Source organism: Reyranella sp. (genome assembly GCF_036558665.1).
Classification (GTDB): domain Bacteria; phylum Pseudomonadota; class Alphaproteobacteria; order Reyranellales; family Reyranellaceae; genus Reyranella.
In genome coordinates this window covers 23001-42377 of the sequence record NZ_DATBFE010000005.1, presented here as the reverse complement: position 1 = coordinate 42377, position 19377 = coordinate 23001, and the positions used below count along the sequence as shown (strand labels likewise).

16 protein-coding genes are annotated in these 19377 nt (G+C 64.8%); 6 read left to right on the top strand and 10 right to left on the bottom strand.

All coding sequences use genetic code 11. The features are described from left to right. The first annotated feature begins 21 nt into the window (after positions 1-21). Positions 22-942, top strand: a complete 921-nt coding sequence (locus tag VH499_RS00965) for a patatin-like phospholipase family protein (protein WP_332050802.1) — start codon at positions 22-24, stop codon at positions 940-942. A 93-nt stretch (positions 943-1035) separates the two neighbouring features. On the opposite strand, the gene VH499_RS00960 is transcribed toward VH499_RS00965, so the two are convergent. Beyond that, entirely contained in the window at positions 1036-1329 is a 294-nt protein-coding gene (locus VH499_RS00960) for a hypothetical protein (protein WP_332050801.1), read from the bottom strand. Positions 1330-1597: 268 nt separating this feature from the next. On the opposite strand from VH499_RS00960, the gene VH499_RS00955 reads away from it, so the two are divergent. After that, the gene (locus VH499_RS00955) at positions 1598-2800 is read left to right on the top strand and encodes an acetate/propionate family kinase (RefSeq protein WP_332050800.1); all 1203 of its coding nucleotides are present in this window, start codon (positions 1598-1600) and stop codon (positions 2798-2800) included. Positions 2801-2813: 13 nt separating this feature from the next. Next, positions 2814-5219 (top strand): phosphoketolase family protein, encoded by a 2406-nt coding sequence (locus tag VH499_RS00950; RefSeq protein WP_332050799.1) that lies wholly within the window; start codon positions 2814-2816, stop codon positions 5217-5219. 31 nt (positions 5220-5250) lie between these two features. On the opposite strand, the gene VH499_RS00945 is transcribed toward VH499_RS00950, so the two are convergent. From VH499_RS00945 to VH499_RS00925, 5 genes are all read right to left on the bottom strand, one after another. After that, positions 5251-5973 (bottom strand): hypothetical protein, encoded by a 723-nt coding sequence (locus VH499_RS00945; RefSeq protein WP_332050798.1) that lies wholly within the window; start codon positions 5971-5973, stop codon positions 5251-5253. Between the two features lie 57 nt (positions 5974-6030). Then, positions 6031-8238 carry an urea transporter gene (locus VH499_RS00940; protein ID WP_332050797.1) on the bottom strand — a complete coding sequence of 736 codons (2208 nt, stop codon included), beginning with the start codon at positions 8236-8238 and terminating at the stop codon, positions 6031-6033. 113 nt (positions 8239-8351) lie between these two features. Next, positions 8352-9782, bottom strand: a complete 1431-nt coding sequence (locus VH499_RS00935; protein WP_332050796.1) for a hypothetical protein — start codon at positions 9780-9782, stop codon at positions 8352-8354. Continuing rightward, a complete protein-coding gene (locus VH499_RS00930) occupies positions 9779-10873 on the bottom strand; it encodes a hypothetical protein (RefSeq protein ID WP_332050795.1) in 1095 nt (364 codons plus the stop codon). The genes VH499_RS00935 and VH499_RS00930 overlap by 4 nt, the downstream gene beginning before the upstream one ends. Further along, entirely contained in the window at positions 10870-11166 is a 297-nt protein-coding gene (locus VH499_RS00925; protein ID WP_332050794.1) for a PqqD family protein, read from the bottom strand. The genes VH499_RS00930 and VH499_RS00925 overlap by 4 nt, the downstream gene beginning before the upstream one ends. A gap of 277 nt (positions 11167-11443) precedes the next feature. Here VH499_RS00925 and VH499_RS00920 point away from each other — a divergent pair, with 277 nt between their 5' ends. Both VH499_RS00920 and VH499_RS00915 read left to right on the top strand, forming a co-directional pair. Further along, positions 11444-13060, top strand: coding sequence for an ABC transporter substrate-binding protein (locus VH499_RS00920; RefSeq protein ID WP_332050793.1), 1617 nt, complete (start codon positions 11444-11446; stop codon positions 13058-13060). Between the two features lie 141 nt (positions 13061-13201). After that, on the top strand, positions 13202-14044 hold the full coding sequence (locus tag VH499_RS00915; RefSeq protein WP_332050792.1) for a dienelactone hydrolase family protein: 843 nt from the start codon (positions 13202-13204) through the stop codon (positions 14042-14044). Between the two features lie 14 nt (positions 14045-14058). Here VH499_RS00915 and VH499_RS00910 read toward each other — a convergent pair whose 3' ends face one another. Both VH499_RS00910 and VH499_RS00905 read right to left on the bottom strand, forming a co-directional pair. Then, positions 14059-14652 carry an isochorismatase family cysteine hydrolase gene (locus VH499_RS00910; RefSeq protein ID WP_332050791.1) on the bottom strand — a complete coding sequence of 198 codons (594 nt, stop codon included), beginning with the start codon at positions 14650-14652 and terminating at the stop codon, positions 14059-14061. Beyond that, on the bottom strand, positions 14649-15422 hold the full coding sequence (locus VH499_RS00905) for an inorganic diphosphatase (RefSeq protein ID WP_332050790.1): 774 nt from the start codon (positions 15420-15422) through the stop codon (positions 14649-14651). Before VH499_RS00905 ends, VH499_RS00910 begins: the two co-directional genes overlap by 4 nt. A 443-nt stretch (positions 15423-15865) precedes the next feature. Between VH499_RS00905 and VH499_RS00900 the strand changes: the two genes are divergently transcribed. After that, the gene (locus VH499_RS00900; RefSeq protein WP_332050789.1) at positions 15866-16399 is read left to right on the top strand and encodes a DUF4142 domain-containing protein; all 534 of its coding nucleotides are present in this window, start codon (positions 15866-15868) and stop codon (positions 16397-16399) included. Positions 16400-16414: 15 nt separating this feature from the next. Here the strand turns inward: VH499_RS00900 and VH499_RS00895 are convergent, their stop codons facing one another. Both VH499_RS00895 and VH499_RS00890 read right to left on the bottom strand, forming a co-directional pair. Next, on the bottom strand, positions 16415-16996 hold the full coding sequence (locus VH499_RS00895) for a cupin (protein WP_332050788.1): 582 nt from the start codon (positions 16994-16996) through the stop codon (positions 16415-16417). 109 nt (positions 16997-17105) lie between these two features. Then, positions 17106-19352: an arylsulfatase gene (locus VH499_RS00890; RefSeq protein WP_332050787.1), complete on the bottom strand. Its 2247-nt coding sequence runs from the start codon at positions 19350-19352 to the stop codon at positions 17106-17108. Between the last annotated feature and the right edge of the window lie 25 nt (positions 19353-19377).

The following is a 19377-nucleotide window of genomic DNA, read 5'->3' as shown; positions in this document are numbered from 1 at the left end:
GGAGTAGGGTCCGGCCCGATCATGATACGTCCCAGAATCGGCCTCGCGCTCGGCAGCGGCTCTGCCCGCGGATGGGCTCATATCGGCGTTATCGATTCGTTGACCGAGGCAGGCATCGCGCCCGACATCGTCTGCGGCACGTCGATGGGTGCTCTGATCGGCGCGGCGCATGTCGCCGGGCAACTCGCCGGGTTGCGCCAATGGGCGGAAACGGCGACATGGCGCAAGATCGCCCGGCTGACGGATCTCCGCCTGTCGGGAGGCGGACTGATCAGCGGCCGGCAGGTCGTCGCCTTCCTGCAAGGGCTGGGCATTGGCGAGCCCATCGAGAACTACGCGACGCAATATGCCGCCGTTGCCACGGACATGGCGACGGGTCGCGAAATCTGGCTTCAATCCGGGCCGATCCACGAGGCGGTGCGCGCCTCAATCGCGCTGCCCGGGATCTTCAGTCCGGCCAGGATGCAGGGCAAGTGGCTTCTCGACGGCGGCCTGTCCAATCCGATTCCTGTGTCGGTCTGTCGAGCCCTCGGCGCGGATGTGATTATCGCGGTCAACCTCAACGGCGAACTCGTGGGGCGGCGCTTCACCGAGCCCGAGCCGCCCGCCGCCACCGTGCCGTCGCGAGTTTCGGTCGAGGTCGTTCGCCGTATGCTGGGCCAATGGCCGGAGGCGTTGCGGCGCAAGGCGGTGAGCGGCCTACCCGCATCGTCGCGCGAGGGGTCGTCCGCGCCGGGCTATTTCGACGTGCTCGCAACCTCCATCAACATCATGCAGGACCACATCACCCGCACGCGTCTGGCGGGCGAGCCGCCCCATGTGATGTTGGTTCCGCGGCTGCGGAACATTGGCTTGATGGAGTTCAACCGTGCCGAAGAGGCGATCGCCGAAGGCCGAGCCTGCGTCGAACAGGCCCTGCCGACGCTCCAACGCTATCTGTAGCGACGACGCCAGGCGGCCTCAGTTGCTGTTCCGGGAGCCGCGTCAAACCATGCGGTCTTGCCGAGCCCTTCACCTGCCCGGCTGGTAGCGAGCCTAAAGCAGATCGTTCGAGCACCAGGCGCTCACGGACCATAGCGCCGCCGCCGCAGCCTCGACCGCGAGCGGCAGGCCCACGATGATGGTCGTCCATCCGATTCCGCCATATGCCTGATCGAACCAGATCCAGTAGAGGACGAGACCGCTGAGGAACACGAGCAACGGCAAGGCGAGGCGCAAGATCCAGCGCCACAGACGGTTGTGCGTGTCATTCATGGCCGCCGGATGAGCGGTCGTCCGCGCCATTGCGGGCCGTGTCTCGGACATATTGAAGTGCAGACCGTCAGGCATGGGCGGCTCCCGTCCCGACCGAAGCTAGGAAAATTCTATCTATGCGGAAGCGGAAAGCGCCGCTGTCCCGAATCGGTCACAACTGACGAATACTATTAGTATGAGCAGGTCTTTGGTCATGCAACATCTTGATCCGAGCCGAAGCAACCATGTAGCTCCTCGCGCGTAGCCGTGACCTTTTGGGAATGATCCCGGAGGGAACATGGGCCTCTCCCCGAAAGTTGAGACCGTCGCTTGCGAGCCATCAGTCAGTGAAGGGTGACCCACGGTGCACGAGCCGATTCTCGTCCTCAACGCCGGATCGTCGAGCATAAAGTTCTCGGTTTTTGAAACCGAGCCCGATCGAGCGCCGCGCTCCGGCTTGCATGGTGAGGTCGAGGGCATCGGAGGCAAGCCACGATTGCAGGCCGTCGACGCGCAGGAGCGTCGGCTCGTCGACCGTGCAGTTGATGGACGCGATCACGACAGCGCCATCGCCGCCATCCATGATTGGTTCACGGCTCACGTCGGCGGGGAAGGCGGCTTCGCGGGGGTGGGCCATCGGATCGTGCATGGCGGCTCGACCTTCTCCCGGCCCGTCCTGATCGACGAGGCGGTCCTGGCCGAGCTCGGGAAGCTGGCGCCCCTGGCCCCAGTGCATCAACCACACAATCTGGCCGCTATCCGCGCGGTCCGGGCCGCAGCGCCGCATGTACGCCAGGTGGCCTGCTTCGACACGGCCTTCCACGCCACAGAGCCGCGCGTCGCGACGCAGTTCGCGCTGCCGCGCGAACTCGCGGACAAAGGCGTGCGTCGCTACGGCTTTCACGGCCTTTCGTACGAATACATCGTTTCGGCGCTGCCGGCGGTAGCGCCCGAATACGCCCAGGCAAAGGTAGTCGTGGCCCATCTCGGCAACGGTGCCAGCATGTGTGCGATCGACCACGGGCGGAGCATCGCCACCACCATGGGCATGACTGCACTCGACGGTTTGCCCATGGGGACACGCTGCGGCTCGATCGATCCGGGTGCCCTCCTCTACCTTCTCCAGAACGAAGGCATCGACGACGAGGCGCTCGAGCATCTTCTTTACGAGCGCTCCGGGCTGCTGGGAGTCTCCGGGCTGGCCAGCGACATGCGCACTTTGCTGGCAAGCGACTCGGCAGCCGCAAAGGAAGCCGTGGATCTGTTCGTCTATCGCATCGGCCGCGAGCTGGGCTCTCTCGCCGCCGCGCTGGGTGGCCTGGATGCGCTGATCTTCACCGGGGGCATTGGCGAAAATGCCGCGCCGATCCGCACCCGCGTCTGCAACGATGCGCGATGGTTGGGCATTGCCCCCGACGAGGCGGCGAACGCCGCCCATGGCCCGCGCATCTCGGCGACCGGCTCGCGGGTTTCGGCCTGGGTGATACCGACCGACGAAAACCTGATGATCGCCCGTCATACGCGCACCGCGCTCGACGGACCGACGCCCTTCCATTTCCATCCTTGAGAGGACACCGACCATGCCGAAAGCCGCGCTGCCGACCGACGCTCCCTTGTCGGACCCGGACCTGAAGCTGATCGACGCCTGGTGGCGGGCCGCCAACTATCTCTCGGTCGGGCAGATTTATCTGCTCGACAATCCCCTCCTGAAGAGGCCGCTCGAGCTCAAGGACATCAAGCCCCGCCTGCTGGGCCACTGGGGCACCACCCCGGGCCTCAACTTCATCTATGTCCACCTCAACCGGGCGATCAAGGCGCGCAAGCTCGACATGATCTATATCGCCGGCCCCGGCCATGGCGGTCCCGGCGTGGTCGCCAATGCCTGGCTGGAGGGGACCTACAGCGAGATCTACCCGCACGTGCCGCAGACGGAAGTCGGCATGCAGCGCCTGTTCAAGCAATTCAGCTTTCCGGGCGGCATCCCGAGCCACGCCGCTCCCGAGACGCCCGGGTCGATGCATGAAGGCGGCGAGCTCGGCTATTCGCTGTCGCACGCCTACGGCGCGGTGTTCGACAATCCCGGGGTCATTGTGAGTTGCGTCGTGGGCGACGGCGAGGCGGAAACCGGACCCCTTGCGACCTCCTGGCACTCCAACAAGTTCGTCGATCCGGTGAGCGACGGTGCCGTGCTGCCGATCCTGCATCTGAACGGCTACAAGATCGCCAATCCCACGATTCTCGCCCGCATCGGCCGTGACGAGCTTTGCAGCCTGATGACCGGCTACGGCCACGAGCCGCACGTCGTCGAGGGCGACGATCCCAAGATCGTGCACCAGATCATGGCCTCGACCGTCGACAAGGTCCTGGACAAGATCCGCCGCATCCAGCGGGATGCCCGCGACGGGCAGCTGAAGGACCGCCCGCGCTGGCCCATGATCATCCTCAAGACACCCAAAGGCTGGACCGGCCCCAAGGAGGTGGACGGCCTGCGCACCGAAGGCTTCTGGCGCTCGCATCAGGTGCCCGTCGCCGACATGGCGACCAAGCCCGGCCATATGCAGCTTCTCGAGCGCTGGATGAAGAGTTATCGACCGGAGGAATTGTTCGACGAAGGCGGCGCGCCGAAGCCGGAGATCACCGCACTCGCCCCTTCGGGCGACCTGCGGATGAGCGCCAATCCCCATGCCAACGGCACCTTGCCCATGCGCGAACTCGATCTGCCGGATTTCAGGCGATATGCGGTCGAAATCCAGCAACCCGGCAAGCCGGCCGCCGAATCGACCGCTGTGATGGCCGCCTTCCTGCGCGATATCCTCAAGGCCAGCGCCGCGAGCCGAAACTTTCGGGTGTTCGGACCGGACGAGATCGCCTCGAACCGCCTGTCGCACGTCTTCGAAGCCACCGACCGCGCCTGGAACGCCGAGCGGCTACCCTATGACGATCATCTGGCGCCCGACGGCCGCGCGATGGAGATCCTTTCCGAGCATACCTGCCAAGGATGGCTCGAAGGCTATCTGCTCACCGGCCGGCACGGAGTTTTCACCTGTTACGAGGCGTTCATCCATATCGTGGATTCGATGGTCAACCAGCACGCCAAATGGCTGAAGACGATCCGCGAGATCCCCTGGCGACGCCCGATTCCCTCGCTCAACTACCTGCTCACCTCGCATGTCTGGCGTCAGGATCACAATGGCTTCAGCCACCAGGACCCGGGCTTCATCGACTATGTCTGCAACAAGAAGGCCGAGATCGTGCGCGTCTACCTGCCACCCGACGGCAACTCCCTCCTGTTCGTCATGGATCATTGCCTGCGCAGCTGGAACCGCATCAACGTGATCGTGGCCGGAAAGCAGCCGCAGCCGCAGTGGCTGCCGATGGAAGACGCCATCAAGCATTGCTCCGCCGGAATCGGAATGTGGGAATGGGCGAGCACGGATCGCGGCGTCGAACCCGACGTGGTTATGGCTTGCGCCGGCGACGTGCCGACGCTCGAGACGCTGGCCGCCGTCGATCTGCTGCGGCGGCACATTCCCGACCTCAAGGTCCGGGTCGTCAACATCGTCGACCTGATGACACTCCAGCCGGCCGAGCGCCATCCCCACGGCCTTGCCGATCGCGACTTCGACGCGTTGTTCACGCAGGACAAGCCGGTGATCTTCGCCTATCACGGCTATCCCGCGCTCATCCATCGCCTGACCTATCGGCGGGCCAATCACGAAAACCTTCATGTCCACGGCTACAACGAGGAGGGCACGACCACGACGCCGTTCGACATGGTTGTGCGCAACAAGCTCGACCGCTTCCATCTGGCCGCCGACGTTATCGACCGGGTGCCCAAGCTCAGCACCGTGGCCGCTTATGCAAAGCAGGCGATCCGCGACAGGTTGACCGAGCACTCCGCCTATATCCGCGAGCACGGCGAGGACATGCCCGAGGTCAAGGAATGGCGCTGGGCACCCGTCGATCCCGATCGCGCCGGCGCATAAAGCCGTCGTTCCCACGGCCGCGTGAGGACATCTACCGGCGGTGGAAGCGACCCCGAGCGGCACTGCCGGGTATGCTGTAATTGCCCAGCAGCTCGTTATCGTGCAGGACATACTCCATGTAGCTTCCCTGCACGCCGTTCGTAAGCTTGCTGCCGGCGATCGCACCCGAAAGGCGAAGCGCCCCGGCCGCGACAGGCCGAGCGCCGCCCATTGCGCCATGAACATAGATCAGGCTTGCGTAGCCGTTGGGGTGAACGCTCTCGACGATCAGCGCCGAGCACAAGCCATCGTCCCACTTGCCGGTCCACACGCCGGAGAAGGCACGAGCTTGCTCGGGTACGCCCGCCGCCGGAGGCGTCGCATTGAAGGCGACGGGCAGCCCACAGAGCGTGGCCGTTTCACGCGGCATGATCCCGGTCGCCATCGAGAAGCGGAAACGAGCTCCGCCGTCGACCAGCATGAACAGGCCCTGGGCGTCCAGACCGACCCGCTCGCAAAAGCGCGTTTCGTCGCTGAGAGCAAGGCAGAGCCTGTCGCCTTCCACTGTGTAGCGGCCGCGAAAGAGGAGATTGTTGGCCGCGACGTACCTGTACTGGCCGTCAGCCCGATATTCGGAGACGCTGTAGTCGGAGAACAACGCCGACTTGCCGACGAGAAGCGTGCGAATTGCGGCGTTGTCGAACAGCTGTTCGGCGTGCGCGGGACCTGATGTCACCGCCGCGCCCAGTCCCATCAGAAGAAGAATTCGCCACATCGAGCACCACCACCGTCATGCATGAGATTCAATCGAACCTGGTCGCACCGGCCTCTATCAAAACGGCAGGCCAGGAGTGAACGACAGAACCGTGTAGACCACGCTTCCCTTCTCGAACCTTGCCTCGAGCCTCGTTGCGCCGCGGATTCTGTCGAAGGTGCAGGCCACGTCGGTTGGCAATGCGCGGCCGTGTCCCGCAATGGCCGTCTCCAGCTCCAGGCAACCCCCGGCCGGCGTCGGCACCGCCGTGCATACCGTCCTCGTATGGATGAAGGGCCGTGTCCGATAGGGTGCGAAAGACAGTGCCGGCCATCGCGCCGTCCCGGCCGGGATCAACGGCGCCAAATCCGACCAGGACATTCCCGCATGCGCCGCATAGGGAATTGACGGCGCGGCGAGTGCGAGTAGCTTCAGCAGCGGGACGTCGCCGACCTGCTCCAGCACCCGCCAGGCATCAGGCGCCGCAAGGGCCAGCAGGCTGCCGCGAGCGCAGGCAAGGTGATGCCGGCCCCACGGGTCGAGCGTGACCGCGAGCAGGATGCCGGCATTGCCATCCTCACGGAATGCAGCGGGAATCTTGCCGCGTACCTCCGCCGACCAAAGGGCCGAGCCGGGGGCAATGCCCGTCAGCATCGAGTGCACCGCCGGATCCGGCACCGATCCGACGACGACGCTGTTCTCGCCGGGAACCGCAGCGGCATACCATTCGCTTTGGGCGTCGCCGGCGACCGTTGCCGATTGAAAATTCGCCAACCTGAACGGCATTGTGCAGGCGCCGGGCTTCGGTCCGCTCTGGACCTGAAGATGGACGTGAGGCACCGGCGAGCGACCCGAGTTGCCGGCCGCACCCAGATACGTCCCGATCTCCACGCGCATGCCCGGTCGGGCGACGACGCTCCACTGACGGAAATGGGCCAGCAAGGCCCAGCCGCCCTGGTCTAGACGGATAGATACGTAGTTTCCCCAGCTTTCGGCGAAGTTGCAGGCGCCGATCGGGTTGTCCGGAATACCGTTGCGCACGCTCTCGACGATTCCCGCGGCGGGAGCGGTCACGGCGGCGCCCCAGATCGAGGACGCCGGCAAGGGGGCGGCGCTTGCACCATCGGCCCCGCCCAACGGTGGCCGCAGCAAGTCCAGCGCATGGCGCAGATGCGCGGTATGGCTCAGCCGGCCGTCGAAGCCTTGCGCGATTTCGACCACGCCGGCAACGGGCAGCACCAGCAGCGGCTCGGCACGGCCAATCCTTTGCGACCAGAAGGATTCCCGCCACCAGGCTTCCTCCGGCACGAGGTGCGGGCTGCCATTGCGCCAGAATCCCCGGTCGTTACGGGCCAGTGCCAGCGTGCCGAGCGCGAGCCAGATCGTCATCCCCGAAGCCAGCGGCAGGTAGGCGAAGGCAGGCATGACCGCCTGCAGCACCACGGCGCATACCGAAGCGCCGGCGCCGGCCAGTGCGGCGAGCGCGAGGCTCGAACATCCGGGGAGGACGAAGTAGGCGCCGAGCGCCATCCCGGCGACAAAGAAGTTATGCGCGGCCGGCAACCATTGGAACGTCAGCCCGAGGTGCTGGATGCCGGTGCCCATGCAGGCGCCGGCCAGCCAGCCGACCACCCCGGCGGCAAAGGCCGCTCGCGACCAGAGAAGGATTGCGAGGCCCACGAGCAGGCCGGCTCCGACCGAGGGCGCGAACATCAGCGAACCGAGCGAACGGAAGAACATGGTCGCCCAATCCGTCGCCGTCCGAAGCTCCGCCAGCCACCAGGTGAACTGCTGCGAGGCCAGCGCCGTCCCGATCGGAAACAGCGCGAACATGGCGCCAGCGGTAAGGGCATAGCCCCACAACAGCGAAGGAAGGCTTTTCGCGCGGAGCGACGAAAGGACGGCTGCCGCAACGACGAACGCCACGGCGGCGACCGCAGCAGCGATTGCGATCTGAACCTGCGGTGGATAGATCGTTGGTGCCGTCATCCAGCCGGCGGCAACCGATGCAAGGATCGCGTTCGACTGCAGGTTTCCTCCGACACCAGGCTCGTCTTCGATCCCCAGCAGACGTTGGCCTCCGGCGGCGATCACGAATCCGACGAACGCGAATCCGGCGAGCCGCGGGGTATATGCGATGGCCAGCCAGAAGAGCAGGCCGATCCAGGGATTGGAAATCAGGAAGACGTTCCCGAGCGCCGGCCCGAAGTTGCCGACGAGCCTGGCAACGGCTGCCCGCGCCTCGACGACGGCGCCTCTTGCCGGCGGCAGCACGACAGGCCGCACGCGCCCATTCGACGCGAGCAAGTCCGCCGGCGATGGCTGAACGGTCGATGACGAAGTGTTCGGCAGCTCCGGTTCGGCCGTCGGTGCCGACGGCGGGAGTTGGATCGTGTCCACTAGGCAACAGACAGATGAGCCGGAAGCCGCTCCGGCCCGTCTATATCCTCCAGGGTCTCGCGCGAGCGAATCACCTCCGGCGTGCCGTCCTCTGACAGCAGGATGATGGCCGGCCGATAGTTGATGAATTGCATCGACTGAACGAAGTTGTAGGCACCGACCGGATGCAGCGACAGCACGTCGCCTGCCGCGAGCGGTGGCAGATCGACGTTCTCGCGAACGACGTCGATTGCCATGCAAAGCGGACCGTAAAGTCTGGACGGCGCGGCCGGGGTGCTCGCCTGTCGTGCTGGGCGCACATCGAACTGATACCAGGCGGCCGTGTAGAGAAGATTGATGCCGGCATCGAGCACGTAGCCGACTTTCGAATCCTCACCCAGGACGATCCGCTCCTTGTAGTCACGCCCCGACAGGTCCGAGTTGGCGATCGACGGCCGATTGATGCCTTTGACCGCCACGACGCTTGTCAGCAGGTAGCCCGCCTCGTCGACAAGGCAACGTCCGGACTCGAGCCGCAGCAACGGGCGCTTTTTGACCGGCAGCTCGTTCAGGACGTTGGCGATCGCCTCGGCGTAGTCTTCGATCGGCGGGACTGCCGTTTCAGCAGGACCCATCATCCCGTGCAGCAGGCTGTGCGAGGGAAAGCCGCCGCCGAGGTTGAGACAGTCGACCAGGTGACCGTGTTTCGCATTGATCCGCTCGCGCAGCATGACGAGCTTCTGCGCCGCGACCCGGTAGGCGCCCGGCGCGAGAATGTACGTGCCGATGTGGCAATGAAGCGTATGAAGCCTGAATTTCGGATTGCCGATCACTCGCGCAGCGGCGCGCTCCGCCTCGCCGTTGGCCAGGGCGAAGCCGAACTTCGACCAGACGGGACGAATGCCGGCATCGAGCCACACGCGCAATCCGAGCTGGATGGGGCCCTTGGCGTCGCGGGCAAGCTCTTCCAGATGGCTGAGTTCGTCCCAGTTGTCGACATGGACGAGCGCGCCTTCGCTGATCGCCCGCTTCAGGGCCGCCGCGGGCTTGTACGGGCCGTTGAAGATGATCTCCTTGCCGGGAATGCGCAGCTTGCGCACCTTGTCGTACTCGAAATCGGAGACGACCTCGGCGATCCAGCCCTCCTTGCGGAAGAGCTGGATGATTGCGTTGAGATAGTTGGTCTTGACCGACCAGGCGAAGCTGGTCTTCGGGTAGCGCGCCTGGAAAGCCCTGCGCATCCGCCTCGCCTTCGTCCTGAGATCCCGCTCCGAGTAGACGAACAGCGGCGAGCCGAACCGCGATGCCAGCGTCTCGACAGATACTCCATCGATCTCCGACAGCGACGGGGCCTGCCTGCTGCGGGCGAAGAAGTTGCGGTCGGCGGCAGCCTTCGGCGTCGCCTGCCCAAGTTCGCCGCTGATCTGCGGCGGAACGTACAGTTCGCTCACGATATCACCTCGATCGAATGGGAACCGGCAGGCCCGGTTCGTTCGCCAGCCGTCGCCATCTGCGCGAGATCGGCGATGTTGCCGACGATGTCGACGCAATGACGCACGAACATTTGTCCAGGTACACAGTCGCCGAGCGGTCCGGGCTTCAGGCCGAGAAGCCGCTCCACCATGCGCGCCGGCAAGTTGCAGCCGATTTGCGACGGGAAGTCGGCCCATGCCGGAAAGCGCGGGTTCATCTCGAACAACTGATGCGGCCTGCCCGGACTCTTCACGAACTCAAGCTCGAACGGGCCGTTCCACCGCAGCGCGCGGATGACCTTGCCCACGAGATCATCCAGCGCCGGATCGGCGACGACCACGCCGGCGAAGCCCTTGCCCGCCTTCGTACGCAGCATCTTGCGGATACTGCACGAACCGACGATGGCCCCCTTGCCGTCACCGAGTCCGACGACGTCATACTCCTCGCCGACGGCGATCTCCTGGGCCAGTACCGGCCCTCCCCAGGCGGCCATCAACTCGTCGAACGCGGCGCGCAGCTCGATCGGCGAATGCACCAGGCGCGCCTCGTAGAAGCGGCCCTTGATGTAGGCGGGATAGCCGATACTGGCGACAAAACCGAGCAGGTCGGCGCAATTGCTCGAAGCGAAGGTCGCGGGAACCGGCACGCCGATGCCGTGGCACAAGGTGGCGAGGTTTTCCTTGTTGCGGCGCTCCAGAGCGTCGCTGTCCGGCAGAACGCAGGCAATACCGCGCCCGGCAAGCTCGGTGCGCAACTTCAGATAGTTCGGCAGCTCCGAGTCGAGGCACGGAACGACGATATCGAACGCATCCTTGGCGACGATCGCGTCGAGCCGTTCGAGAAGCTCCGCATGTCCGACGCGCGGATACGGCACCAGGTAGGCCGCGTCGACGCGGTCGAGGCCGGTCGTGTACTGACCGCTCTCCATCGGATCGTAGGACAGGCCGATGATGCGCAAATCGGGAAAGCGCCGCCGGAGGCTGGCGGCCACGGCCGGTCCGGGTTGCGGATTCTCGCCGCGATGCAAACCGGTCACGGCCACGACCGGAAGCCTGCGCCCGCTTCTCATGTGCGCACTCGATCGAGCGCTTCGATCCCTGCGAGGTCGTTGCGCAGCAGCTCGATGTCGCGCACCGCCACAGCGCGGGAGATGCCGTAGCGGCCCTGAATCTCGTCGGCCAGCCTTTCGGGCCGCGTGCCGGATTGCAGCGCGCGCAGGATGAAGCTCGCGGTCGGGCTTGTGCGATAGAACATGCCTGAGACCGTGTCGAAGATGAATTCGTCGCCGTAGAAGCGGAGTGTCAAAGGCTTTGCAGTCCCGGTCTTGCCGACCGGGGCTTTCAGTTTCTTCCTCGTTCTCATCCGCTTGCCCTACCCCTGTTCCCGGACAGCTCCGCCCCGATCCACACCGATCACTGGCGGAGCGCATGCGCCACGACAGCGACGCGTGTTGGCCAAGCTCGCGATGCCGCCGATGCAAGTCAAGCCATGGCCAAATTTGTCTCGCCAAAGTCACGCGTTGGTCTCTTTGCGCGACGTCGATTGATCTGCATCGTCCGCTGCAACTGGAAACGCGAAGAGGCATGGGCCGGTCAACGGGCAAGCACCGCCTGTGTCGAGGTGAGAGGAGAAGAGAGAGATGCGAGTGCAGGGTAAGCTGATTCTCGGTGCGGCGATCTTGATTCCGTTGGCGACGGGCGCATGCAGCAACAGCCTGCGCATTGCAACGCATGCCCAGCTCGAAAACATCGATCCGATCCAGACGACGGCCTATATCACGCGCAATCACGGCTATCTGGTCTACGACACGCTGTTCGCGCTCGATCAGAATCTCGAACCGCAGCCGCAGATGATCGAATCGTTCTCGACGTCGGAGGACCAGCGCACCTGGACTTTCAAGTTGAGGCCGGGCCTGAAGTGGAGCGACGGCTCCAGCGTGACAGCGGCGGATTGCGTCGCTTCCCTGCAGCGCTGGGGCAAGCGGGACGGCACGGGCCAGGAGCTGTTCAAGGATGTCGCGCAGCTGACCGCTTCCGACGACCAGACCTTCGTCATGCAGCTTCGCACGCCGAACAGCCTGGTCCTCGACTCGCTGGCGAAGGTATCCGCGAACGTCCCGTTCATGATGCCGAAGCGCGTCGCCGAGACCGATCCCGCGACGCCAATCACCGATGCCGTCGGCTCGGGCCCCTACATGTTCGAGAAGGACAAATGGTCGCCCAACAAGGCCGTCTATGTGAGGAACCCGTACTACGTGCCGCGCACCGATGCGGCCTCAATGGCTGCGGGAGCCAAAATCGCGAAGATGAAGGAGATCGACTTCGTTTACTACGGCGACCAGAAGGCTGCGGCCGCCGCCCTGGAACGGGGCGACATCGACTACATGGAATCGCCCTCGACGCGGCTTGTGCCGGAGTTGCTCAAGAAAGAGCACATCGTCGTCGCATCGACCGATCCCCTGGGCAATCTCGCCATGATGCGCTTCAACAGCAACCAGCCGCCCTTCAACAACCCGGCCGTGCGCCGGGCCGTGTTGATGACGATCAACCAGGCCGACTACATGGATGCGGCGCTCGGCGACAAACGCTTCTACAGGGCGTGCTATTCGGTCTTTCCCTGCGGCACGCCTCTGTCGAACGAAGCCGGCAACGCCGTCCTTAAAACGGCCGACCTCGATGCCGCGCGAAGGGCGTTGAAGGCGGCGCACTATGACGGGTCGCCTGTCGTCATCCTCAACCCGAAAGACATTCCGGTGATAGCGGCCCTGACGGGCGTCACCGCGCATAACCTTCGCCAGATCGGCATGAACGTCGAGGTTCGCGACATGACCTGGGCCGAGATGCTCCGGCAGCGGACCGCGGCGAGTGGTTGGAGCATGTTCCACACCTGGTGGCTCGCAGGCGACGTCATGGATCCCTTGTCGATCGCGTTCTCGGGCTCCGCCGCGACAGGCTGGCCGGGTGCGCCGAATGATGCCGAGCTCGAGCGCTATCGGGCAGCTTACTCCCAGGCGACCGATCCTGCGGTCAAGAAGCAGCTCGCCGCCAAGGTGCAGGAACGGATCCTCGCCATCGGCGCTCTGGGAACGTTGGGCCAGTTCTTCGAGCCGGTCGCATTTCGTGACAACATCACCGGGCTCACCTCGCCGATCCAGTTCTATTGGACGCTGGCTCGCGAGACGAAGCAGAAGCAACGCCTCGAAGGCGTCCCTGGCGAGATAAAGAGCCAGTTCGCGAACGAGAACGTCGGCTACTGATCTTCGAAAGAAGAACCGTCGAATCGAGCAACCTGCCCGGCGAACCCGGGCAGGTTTTTTGTTTCGTTTGTATGCGTCCAATTGAACTGTCGATGCACCTGAGCACAATCCTGTCACAGCGAGCCACGCAGTGGAGGATTGATGCGGCTGCTCATCGGATTGATCAGCGCATGGGGTGCTTCGTGGCTTGCCGTCACCTCGGCGCACGGCCAGGGGATCGTCAAGTTCCCGGCCAGCCAGCCGAATGAACCAAGGCAGATCGCATTACGCGGCGAACTCTATCGGCCGCAGGGCAGCGGCCGCTTCCCCGCCGTCATCCTGATGCATGGCTGCAGCGGGTGGCAGCCGGCCGTCATGTTCGCCCTGCGCGGCTATGCCGAGAGCCTGCAGACGCGGGGCTACGTCGTCCTCAACCTCGACAGTTTCGGACCGCGCTACTACTCGGGCGACGAAATGTGCGCGAGCAACGCGAGGCTGCAGCAGGCTCTGGCATACCGCACATCGGATGCGTTCGATGCCGCGAGATACTTGCGCCAACTGCCATATGTCGATGGCGACAACGTCTTTTTGATGGGCCAAAGCAATGGCGGCAGCGTCGTCATCAAGGCGGCACTGCAGAGCAGCTACGAGGCGTACCGCAAATCCGCGGGCGAACCGCCGTTCCGGGGCGCCGTCGCCTTCTATCCATGGTGCGGGCTCCTGACCTCAGGCGCGAGGTTCGCGACCGCGGTGCAAATCTTCAGCGGCGGCCGTGACGAGTGGGTGTCGGCCCGCGAATGCACGGCAGTCGACGCGACCGGCGCCGAGTATCACGTCACCGTCTATCCGGAGGCCGCTCATTCGTTCGACCTCGACATCATCGCGCAAAGATATGCGGGCTTCCGCGTTGGCAATGACCCGGCGGCGGCCGCCGACAGCCGCAAGAAGATGATCGCCTTCCTTCACCATCGTTTGTCCGGAACCCAGCAAGCCTCCGCCAGATAGCGCCACGGGCCTCGTCATGCCCAGACGCGCGCCACTTCCTCCGTGGAGGCGGTCGTGATCTGGCGCTCGAAGCGCTGGCGATAGAGCATGAGGAGGGCGTCGTGAGTTGCATCGCGCGCGCTACAAAGGGCGTCCGTCGGCAGCACGACGTGAAAGCCGTGGTCGACCGCGGCCATCACGGTGGCCAGCACGCAGACATCCGTCTCGCCGCCCGTCACGATCAGCGTATCGGCGTGCTGCATGCGCAGCCAACGGACCAGCCCTGCATGAGCGAACGCCGAGTAGACCGCCTTGTCGCAGACCCTTGCCGGCGGCACCAAGGCGCGCAACGGCTCGGCCAGCTGGAGGAGCCGTTGGTCGAGAGTATCGCGGGTCATGGCATGCCAGCGCCGATAGTAGTCGCGCCAGGCGCCGGGCATTTCGTCCGGTTCGCGCGGTGGGATGAAGCGCGTGAATACGGTTCGCTCGGGATGCCGCCGAGCAATCTCCACCACGTTGGGAACGACCCTGTCCATCCACGGCACGAACCATGGACCCGGTTCAGCGAAGAGGCGCTGGAGATCGACCGCCAGATGGACCGTTCGCGGTCCCAGTCGAAGCTCGCTCATTTCGGCCCGCATTTTCGCCGGAACAGTCGCTCGCCGGCCTTGACCAGCCGGGCCGCTCGCCGTGGCCCCTTGCGGCCGAGCACCTCGAGTTGCTTGCCCTCGAGACCGGCATAGTGGACGAAGAACGATTCGATCTCATCGAGCAGATGAGGCGGCAGGTCCGCGAGCTTTCGAAGGTTTTGGTACATGTGCGTGCCGGCCGCGACGGCGAGAAAGCGGTCGTTCCGCTTCCAGGGCTGCTTCCCGGTGCGCTGGCGTACCTCGAGAACGCCTATCAACTGTGCCGTCGCCACCGTGCCTGATGGCGCGCCGTGATCGAGAAAGAGCAGCACGTCGAGCGGATCGCCGTCGCCGCCGAGGGTCGAGGGGACAAAGCCGAAATCGTAAGGGAAGGCCAACCCTTCCCCGAGCACCGAGGCGAGGCATAACGCGCCGATTGACGGGTCGTACTTGTATTTGTTCCGGCTGCCCTTGGGGGTTTCGACGACCACCGTGACGTGACCGGAGTGACGATCATGGGCAGCCAGGAAGAATAGCGGTGCCCGCGATCTCCTGGCTCTTGGGGTCCTGGAGCGCGCCATCGTGTTGTCAACGGCCGTTGACCGACGCCGTTGCGAGGCGGCCTCACCCGGCTCGCCGGCGCTGCATGAAGCATTGCCGCGAGACCGAAAGAGGAACGCGGCGCCGAATCTGGAGACATCGGCGCCATTGCAACGGTTGCCGCCGACGGTTGTTGACTCAAGAACATGCCAACCGCGTTCGATGAGCACCGGGGGCCTTGTCATGCCTGTTCAGTCGTCCAACCGCGCCAGGGCCGTGGATCTCATGGCAGTACTGCGCATTCGGGCCGGCGAGGTCGCCCGGGCCGGTAGCGCGCCCAGGGCCAGCAGGAGCGACACGGAGAAGTCGTTGCGTCGAGGGGTCGCTTAGTCATGGCACGGCGTCGGACCTCTTCGCCCGAGATGGAATACGAGCGTCGGAACCCGGGCGGCGGCCCGCCCGGTCAGCAGGAAGAGCGTGGATCCAAGAACAACCCGAAGACGACTCGCGACGATGGTGGCGCCGGCATTCCCGGCAGCCAGAACGCCGATATCAAGGGGCCGAAACCCGGTCGAGGCCCCAAAGGGGCAAGTACCTGACGACCGGTGGCGGCAACTCCTGGGCCGTGATGGCCGTTAGCCGAAAGCAACTCTGTTTCAAGGAGGAGGCGGTCATGAAGTACGTCATCATGGGAGGTGCGGCCCTGATCCTGTCGGCCGCCATACCAGCCTATTCGCAGTCGATCGCGGAGAAATCCGGTGTCAACTCAACGCTCGGCATCACGCCGACGACGCAGGACTTCGCTACCATGGCTGCCAACAGCGACCTGCTTGAGATCCAGTCCAGCCAACTGGTCGCCACCAAGTCCGACGACAAGGACAAGGTCTTCGCGGATCACATGATCAAGGATCATACCGAGACAGCGAACAAGATGAAGGCGCTTGTCGACAGCGGCAAGGTGAAGGTCAGCCTGCCGACGAAAATGGACAGCGCTCATCAAGAGAAGCTCGACAAGCTCAAGAGCCTGAACGGCAAGGACTTCAGCAAGCAATACGAGAGCATGCAGGTGTCGGCGCACAAGGACGCCGTTTCCCTGTTCGAGCGTTACGGCAAGGGCGGCGACAACGCCGATCTCAAGGCGTTTGCGAACGAAACCCTGCCGACACTTCAACAGCATCTGAAGATGGCGCAGGACCTGGAGAAGTAGCCCAATCCTGGGAGATCAACTATCAACCGACGCGCCGGCTGCCCGATGCCAATGGGCGGCGAGCGGACCGGTTGCGCCATAGACCGGATCGGTCGCCGGCATCGGCACGCGAGCGATGCGATCGCGCGCCGCTCGGCCGTCGACACTCCCCGGCTGCGGCTGATCGTATTTGCCGCCGGGCGGATAGGCGCCGACCACCAGCAGATCCCGGGCGGGCCCGATACGCTGGTGCCCCGTGCCGGCTGGGAGGACGACCACGTCTCCCGCCGCGACCTTGATGACCCTGCCCGTTTTGCCCCCGAACTGCACGCGCGCTTCGCCACGAGCGATGCCCAAGACCTCGTGGGCCTGGGTGTGGAAGTGCAGGAAATCAAAGATGCCGTTGCGCCAGCCGCTGCCCCACCCGTTGCCGGCAAAGATCTTCTCCAGCACCTCGGCCGGATCGAGTTCCTGAGGAAAAACAACCGCGGCGCGGTACAGGAGCAAAGGGAAGACCGGATTGTTCGGCGTCCTGCCGTCGTCCCGGAGCAGGAATATCTCGGGTTCGCATCGGCAGACCAGCTCTTCCATCCGCTCCGCCTTTTCCATGGTCGGCATGTTCCTCTCCTCGACAGAGCAACGGCACCCCTTGAGAGGAGTTGCAGACACGAGGATCGCGTCCGACTTCTCGAGCGCCGGCGCGTCGGGCTCGCCCCCGAAGTTTCGGCTATTCGCGCGCAAGCGCGGCCGATGCTGCGGAGGCGCCGTCGAGCGCCTGGTCGTCGTCGAGGGTTACAGTCACCTTCCGAAGTCTGCCCGTGAACGCGAACGGCGCTTCATAGTGCGACACGGGGCTGCCGCGATCGCGCCCGATGTCGAGGCCCGACCACGAAATGAAGCTGATGAAGCCGAGCTGCGCCTCGAAGCCGCCGGCTGGCGCTCCGTCGATCAGCAAAGTGGCGATGTTCACGCCTTTGTTGCGGCGCATGCGCAGACCCAGACGCCTGTTTCCCGCCGGCACGGGGCGGTCCGATACGGCAACGTGATGCACCCCGCCGACATTCATGTCGTACGTCAGCCGGTTGTCCTTGACGTAGAGCGAGTAGCCGCAGGTCATGTCGCCGTGGGCAATCAGGACACCTTCGGTCGCCGCATCGTCGACGCCCACGTCGGCCTCGATCGTATAGGTGCGGCTCCTGACGTCGGGCGCCACCTCGGTCGGTACATGGCCCATGCCGGCATGGAACACGAACCTGTTGCGCGGCCCGTGGAAGCGCCTGGCATTGTCGGCGAAGCGCTGCCCGAAGCGGTCGTCCAAGGGCAGCACCTTGTGACTTTCCGCTTGCCGCCACCACTCTTCGATCATGGCCTTCAGCTTCTCAGGCTCGGTGCCAGCAAGGTCATTGGTTTCGCTGAAGTCCTCGTCGAGATGGAACAGCTCCCATTGATCCTGGTCGAAGGCGCTGCCCGGCGGGTGATATGCAACTGCCTTCCAGCCGTCGCGCCACAGACCGCGATGACCGAACATCTCGAAATACTGGGGCGACGACTTGGCTCGCGCCGCCGCATCCTCGAGGCTTCCGGCGAAGCTCGTCCCTTCGACGGGCATCTGGGCGATACCGTTGATCGCTGCCGGCGGTTCGACCCCCACCACATCGAGCAGAGTCGGCGCGAGGTCGCAGGCATGGCAGAACTGGTGACGCAGTTCGCCGCGCGCGGACAATCCGTTCGGCCAGGAGATCACCAGCGGGTCCCGGATGCCGCCGCCATGCGTATTCTGCTTGTAGCGCCTGAGCGGCGTGTTGGCAGCCATCGCCCAGCCCAGCGGAAAGTTGGAGTGCGTGTCCGGGCCGCCAATATCGTCGATGCGCGCAAGCTTCTCCTCGATGGGCTCGCGCCGCAGGTTATAGGGGCCCATCGCATTGATCATGCCGAACGGCCCGCCTTCCTGGCTGGCCCCGTTGTCCGACATGACGACGATAATCGTGCTCTCGAGCTGCCCCGCCCGATCGAGGAACGCTACCAATCGGGCGAGATGCCGGTCGGCATGCTCCAACATGGCGGCGTAGGCGGCCTGCAGGCGCGTGTAGAGCCGGCGCTCTCCCTCCGGTAGCTCGGCCCACGGACGCACGAGATCGTTGCGCGGCGGAAGCCGCGTGTCCTTCGGCACGATGCCGGTTTCCTTCTGTCGCGCGAGCCGCCGGTCGCGCTCCACGTCCCAGCCTTCGGCGAACAGCGCGTCATACTTGCGAATGAGGTCGAAGGGCGCCTGATGGGGGGCGTGGCAGGCGCCGAAGGCCAGCCAGGCGAGCCACGGCACTTCGGCATTGTCGCCGATATGGTCGGCGAGATAGCGGATACTCTGGTCGACCAGATCCGCTGTCAGATGGTAGCCGGTGGCGAAGGTACCCGGTGGATCGACCGGGGTATTGTCGCGCACCAGCTCCGGCGCATATTGATCCGTCTCGGCATCCATGAAGCCGTAGTAGCGGTCGAAGCCCCGGCCCAGCGGCCAGCCGTCGAACGGCCCCGTCGCCCCCGACTCGGTAAGCGGCGTAACATGCCATTTGCCCAGCATGTAGTTGCGATAGCCGTGCGGTCGCAGCATCTCGGCCAGGGTGCCGGCTTCGCGCGCGATCTTGCCACGATAACCGGGATAGCCCGAATCGAAGTTGGCGAGGCATCCGACCCCGACCGAATGATGGTTGCGCCCCGTCAAGAGCGCCGCGCGCGTGGTCGAGCACATCGCGGTGGTGTGGAAGCCGGTATAGCGCAGCCCGCGGCCTGCGATGGCATCGATCGTGGGCGTCGAGATCGGCGAACCGTAGCAGCCAAAATCGGAAAAGCCGACGTCGTCGAACAGCACGACGAGAATGTTCGGCGCGCCCTTTCCGTCGCGTCCGCGAGGCCGCCTGGGAACCTCCGGCCAGAAAGGCTGTGATTCGCCCACCGTCTTGCCGATCCTGGCTGCCATCCGTCCCCTCGTTTCGGCCTTTGTC

Coding starts and splice junctions, on each gene's coding strand:
- VH499_RS00930 (WP_332050795.1), bottom strand. CDS start 10,873: ATGAGAAGCGGGCGCAGGCTTCCGGTCGTGGCCGTGACCGGTTTGCAT.
- VH499_RS00950 (WP_332050799.1), top strand. CDS start 2,814: ATGCCGAAAGCCGCGCTGCCGACCGACGCTCCCTTGTCGGACCCGGAC.
- VH499_RS00965 (WP_332050802.1), top strand. CDS start 22: ATGATACGTCCCAGAATCGGCCTCGCGCTCGGCAGCGGCTCTGCCCGC.
- VH499_RS00895 (WP_332050788.1), bottom strand. CDS start 16,996: ATGCCGACCATGGAAAAGGCGGAGCGGATGGAAGAGCTGGTCTGCCGA.
- VH499_RS00925 (WP_332050794.1), bottom strand. CDS start 11,166: ATGAGAACGAGGAAGAAACTGAAAGCCCCGGTCGGCAAGACCGGGACT.
- VH499_RS00890 (WP_332050787.1), bottom strand. CDS start 19,352: ATGGCAGCCAGGATCGGCAAGACGGTGGGCGAATCACAGCCTTTCTGG.
- VH499_RS00915 (WP_332050792.1), top strand. CDS start 13,202: ATGCGGCTGCTCATCGGATTGATCAGCGCATGGGGTGCTTCGTGGCTT.
- VH499_RS00900 (WP_332050789.1), top strand. CDS start 15,866: ATGAAGTACGTCATCATGGGAGGTGCGGCCCTGATCCTGTCGGCCGCC.
- VH499_RS00960 (WP_332050801.1), bottom strand. CDS start 1,329: ATGCCTGACGGTCTGCACTTCAATATGTCCGAGACACGGCCCGCAATG.
- VH499_RS00910 (WP_332050791.1), bottom strand. CDS start 14,652: ATGAGCGAGCTTCGACTGGGACCGCGAACGGTCCATCTGGCGGTCGAT.
- VH499_RS00945 (WP_332050798.1), bottom strand. CDS start 5,973: ATGTGGCGAATTCTTCTTCTGATGGGACTGGGCGCGGCGGTGACATCA.
- VH499_RS00920 (WP_332050793.1), top strand. CDS start 11,444: ATGCGAGTGCAGGGTAAGCTGATTCTCGGTGCGGCGATCTTGATTCCG.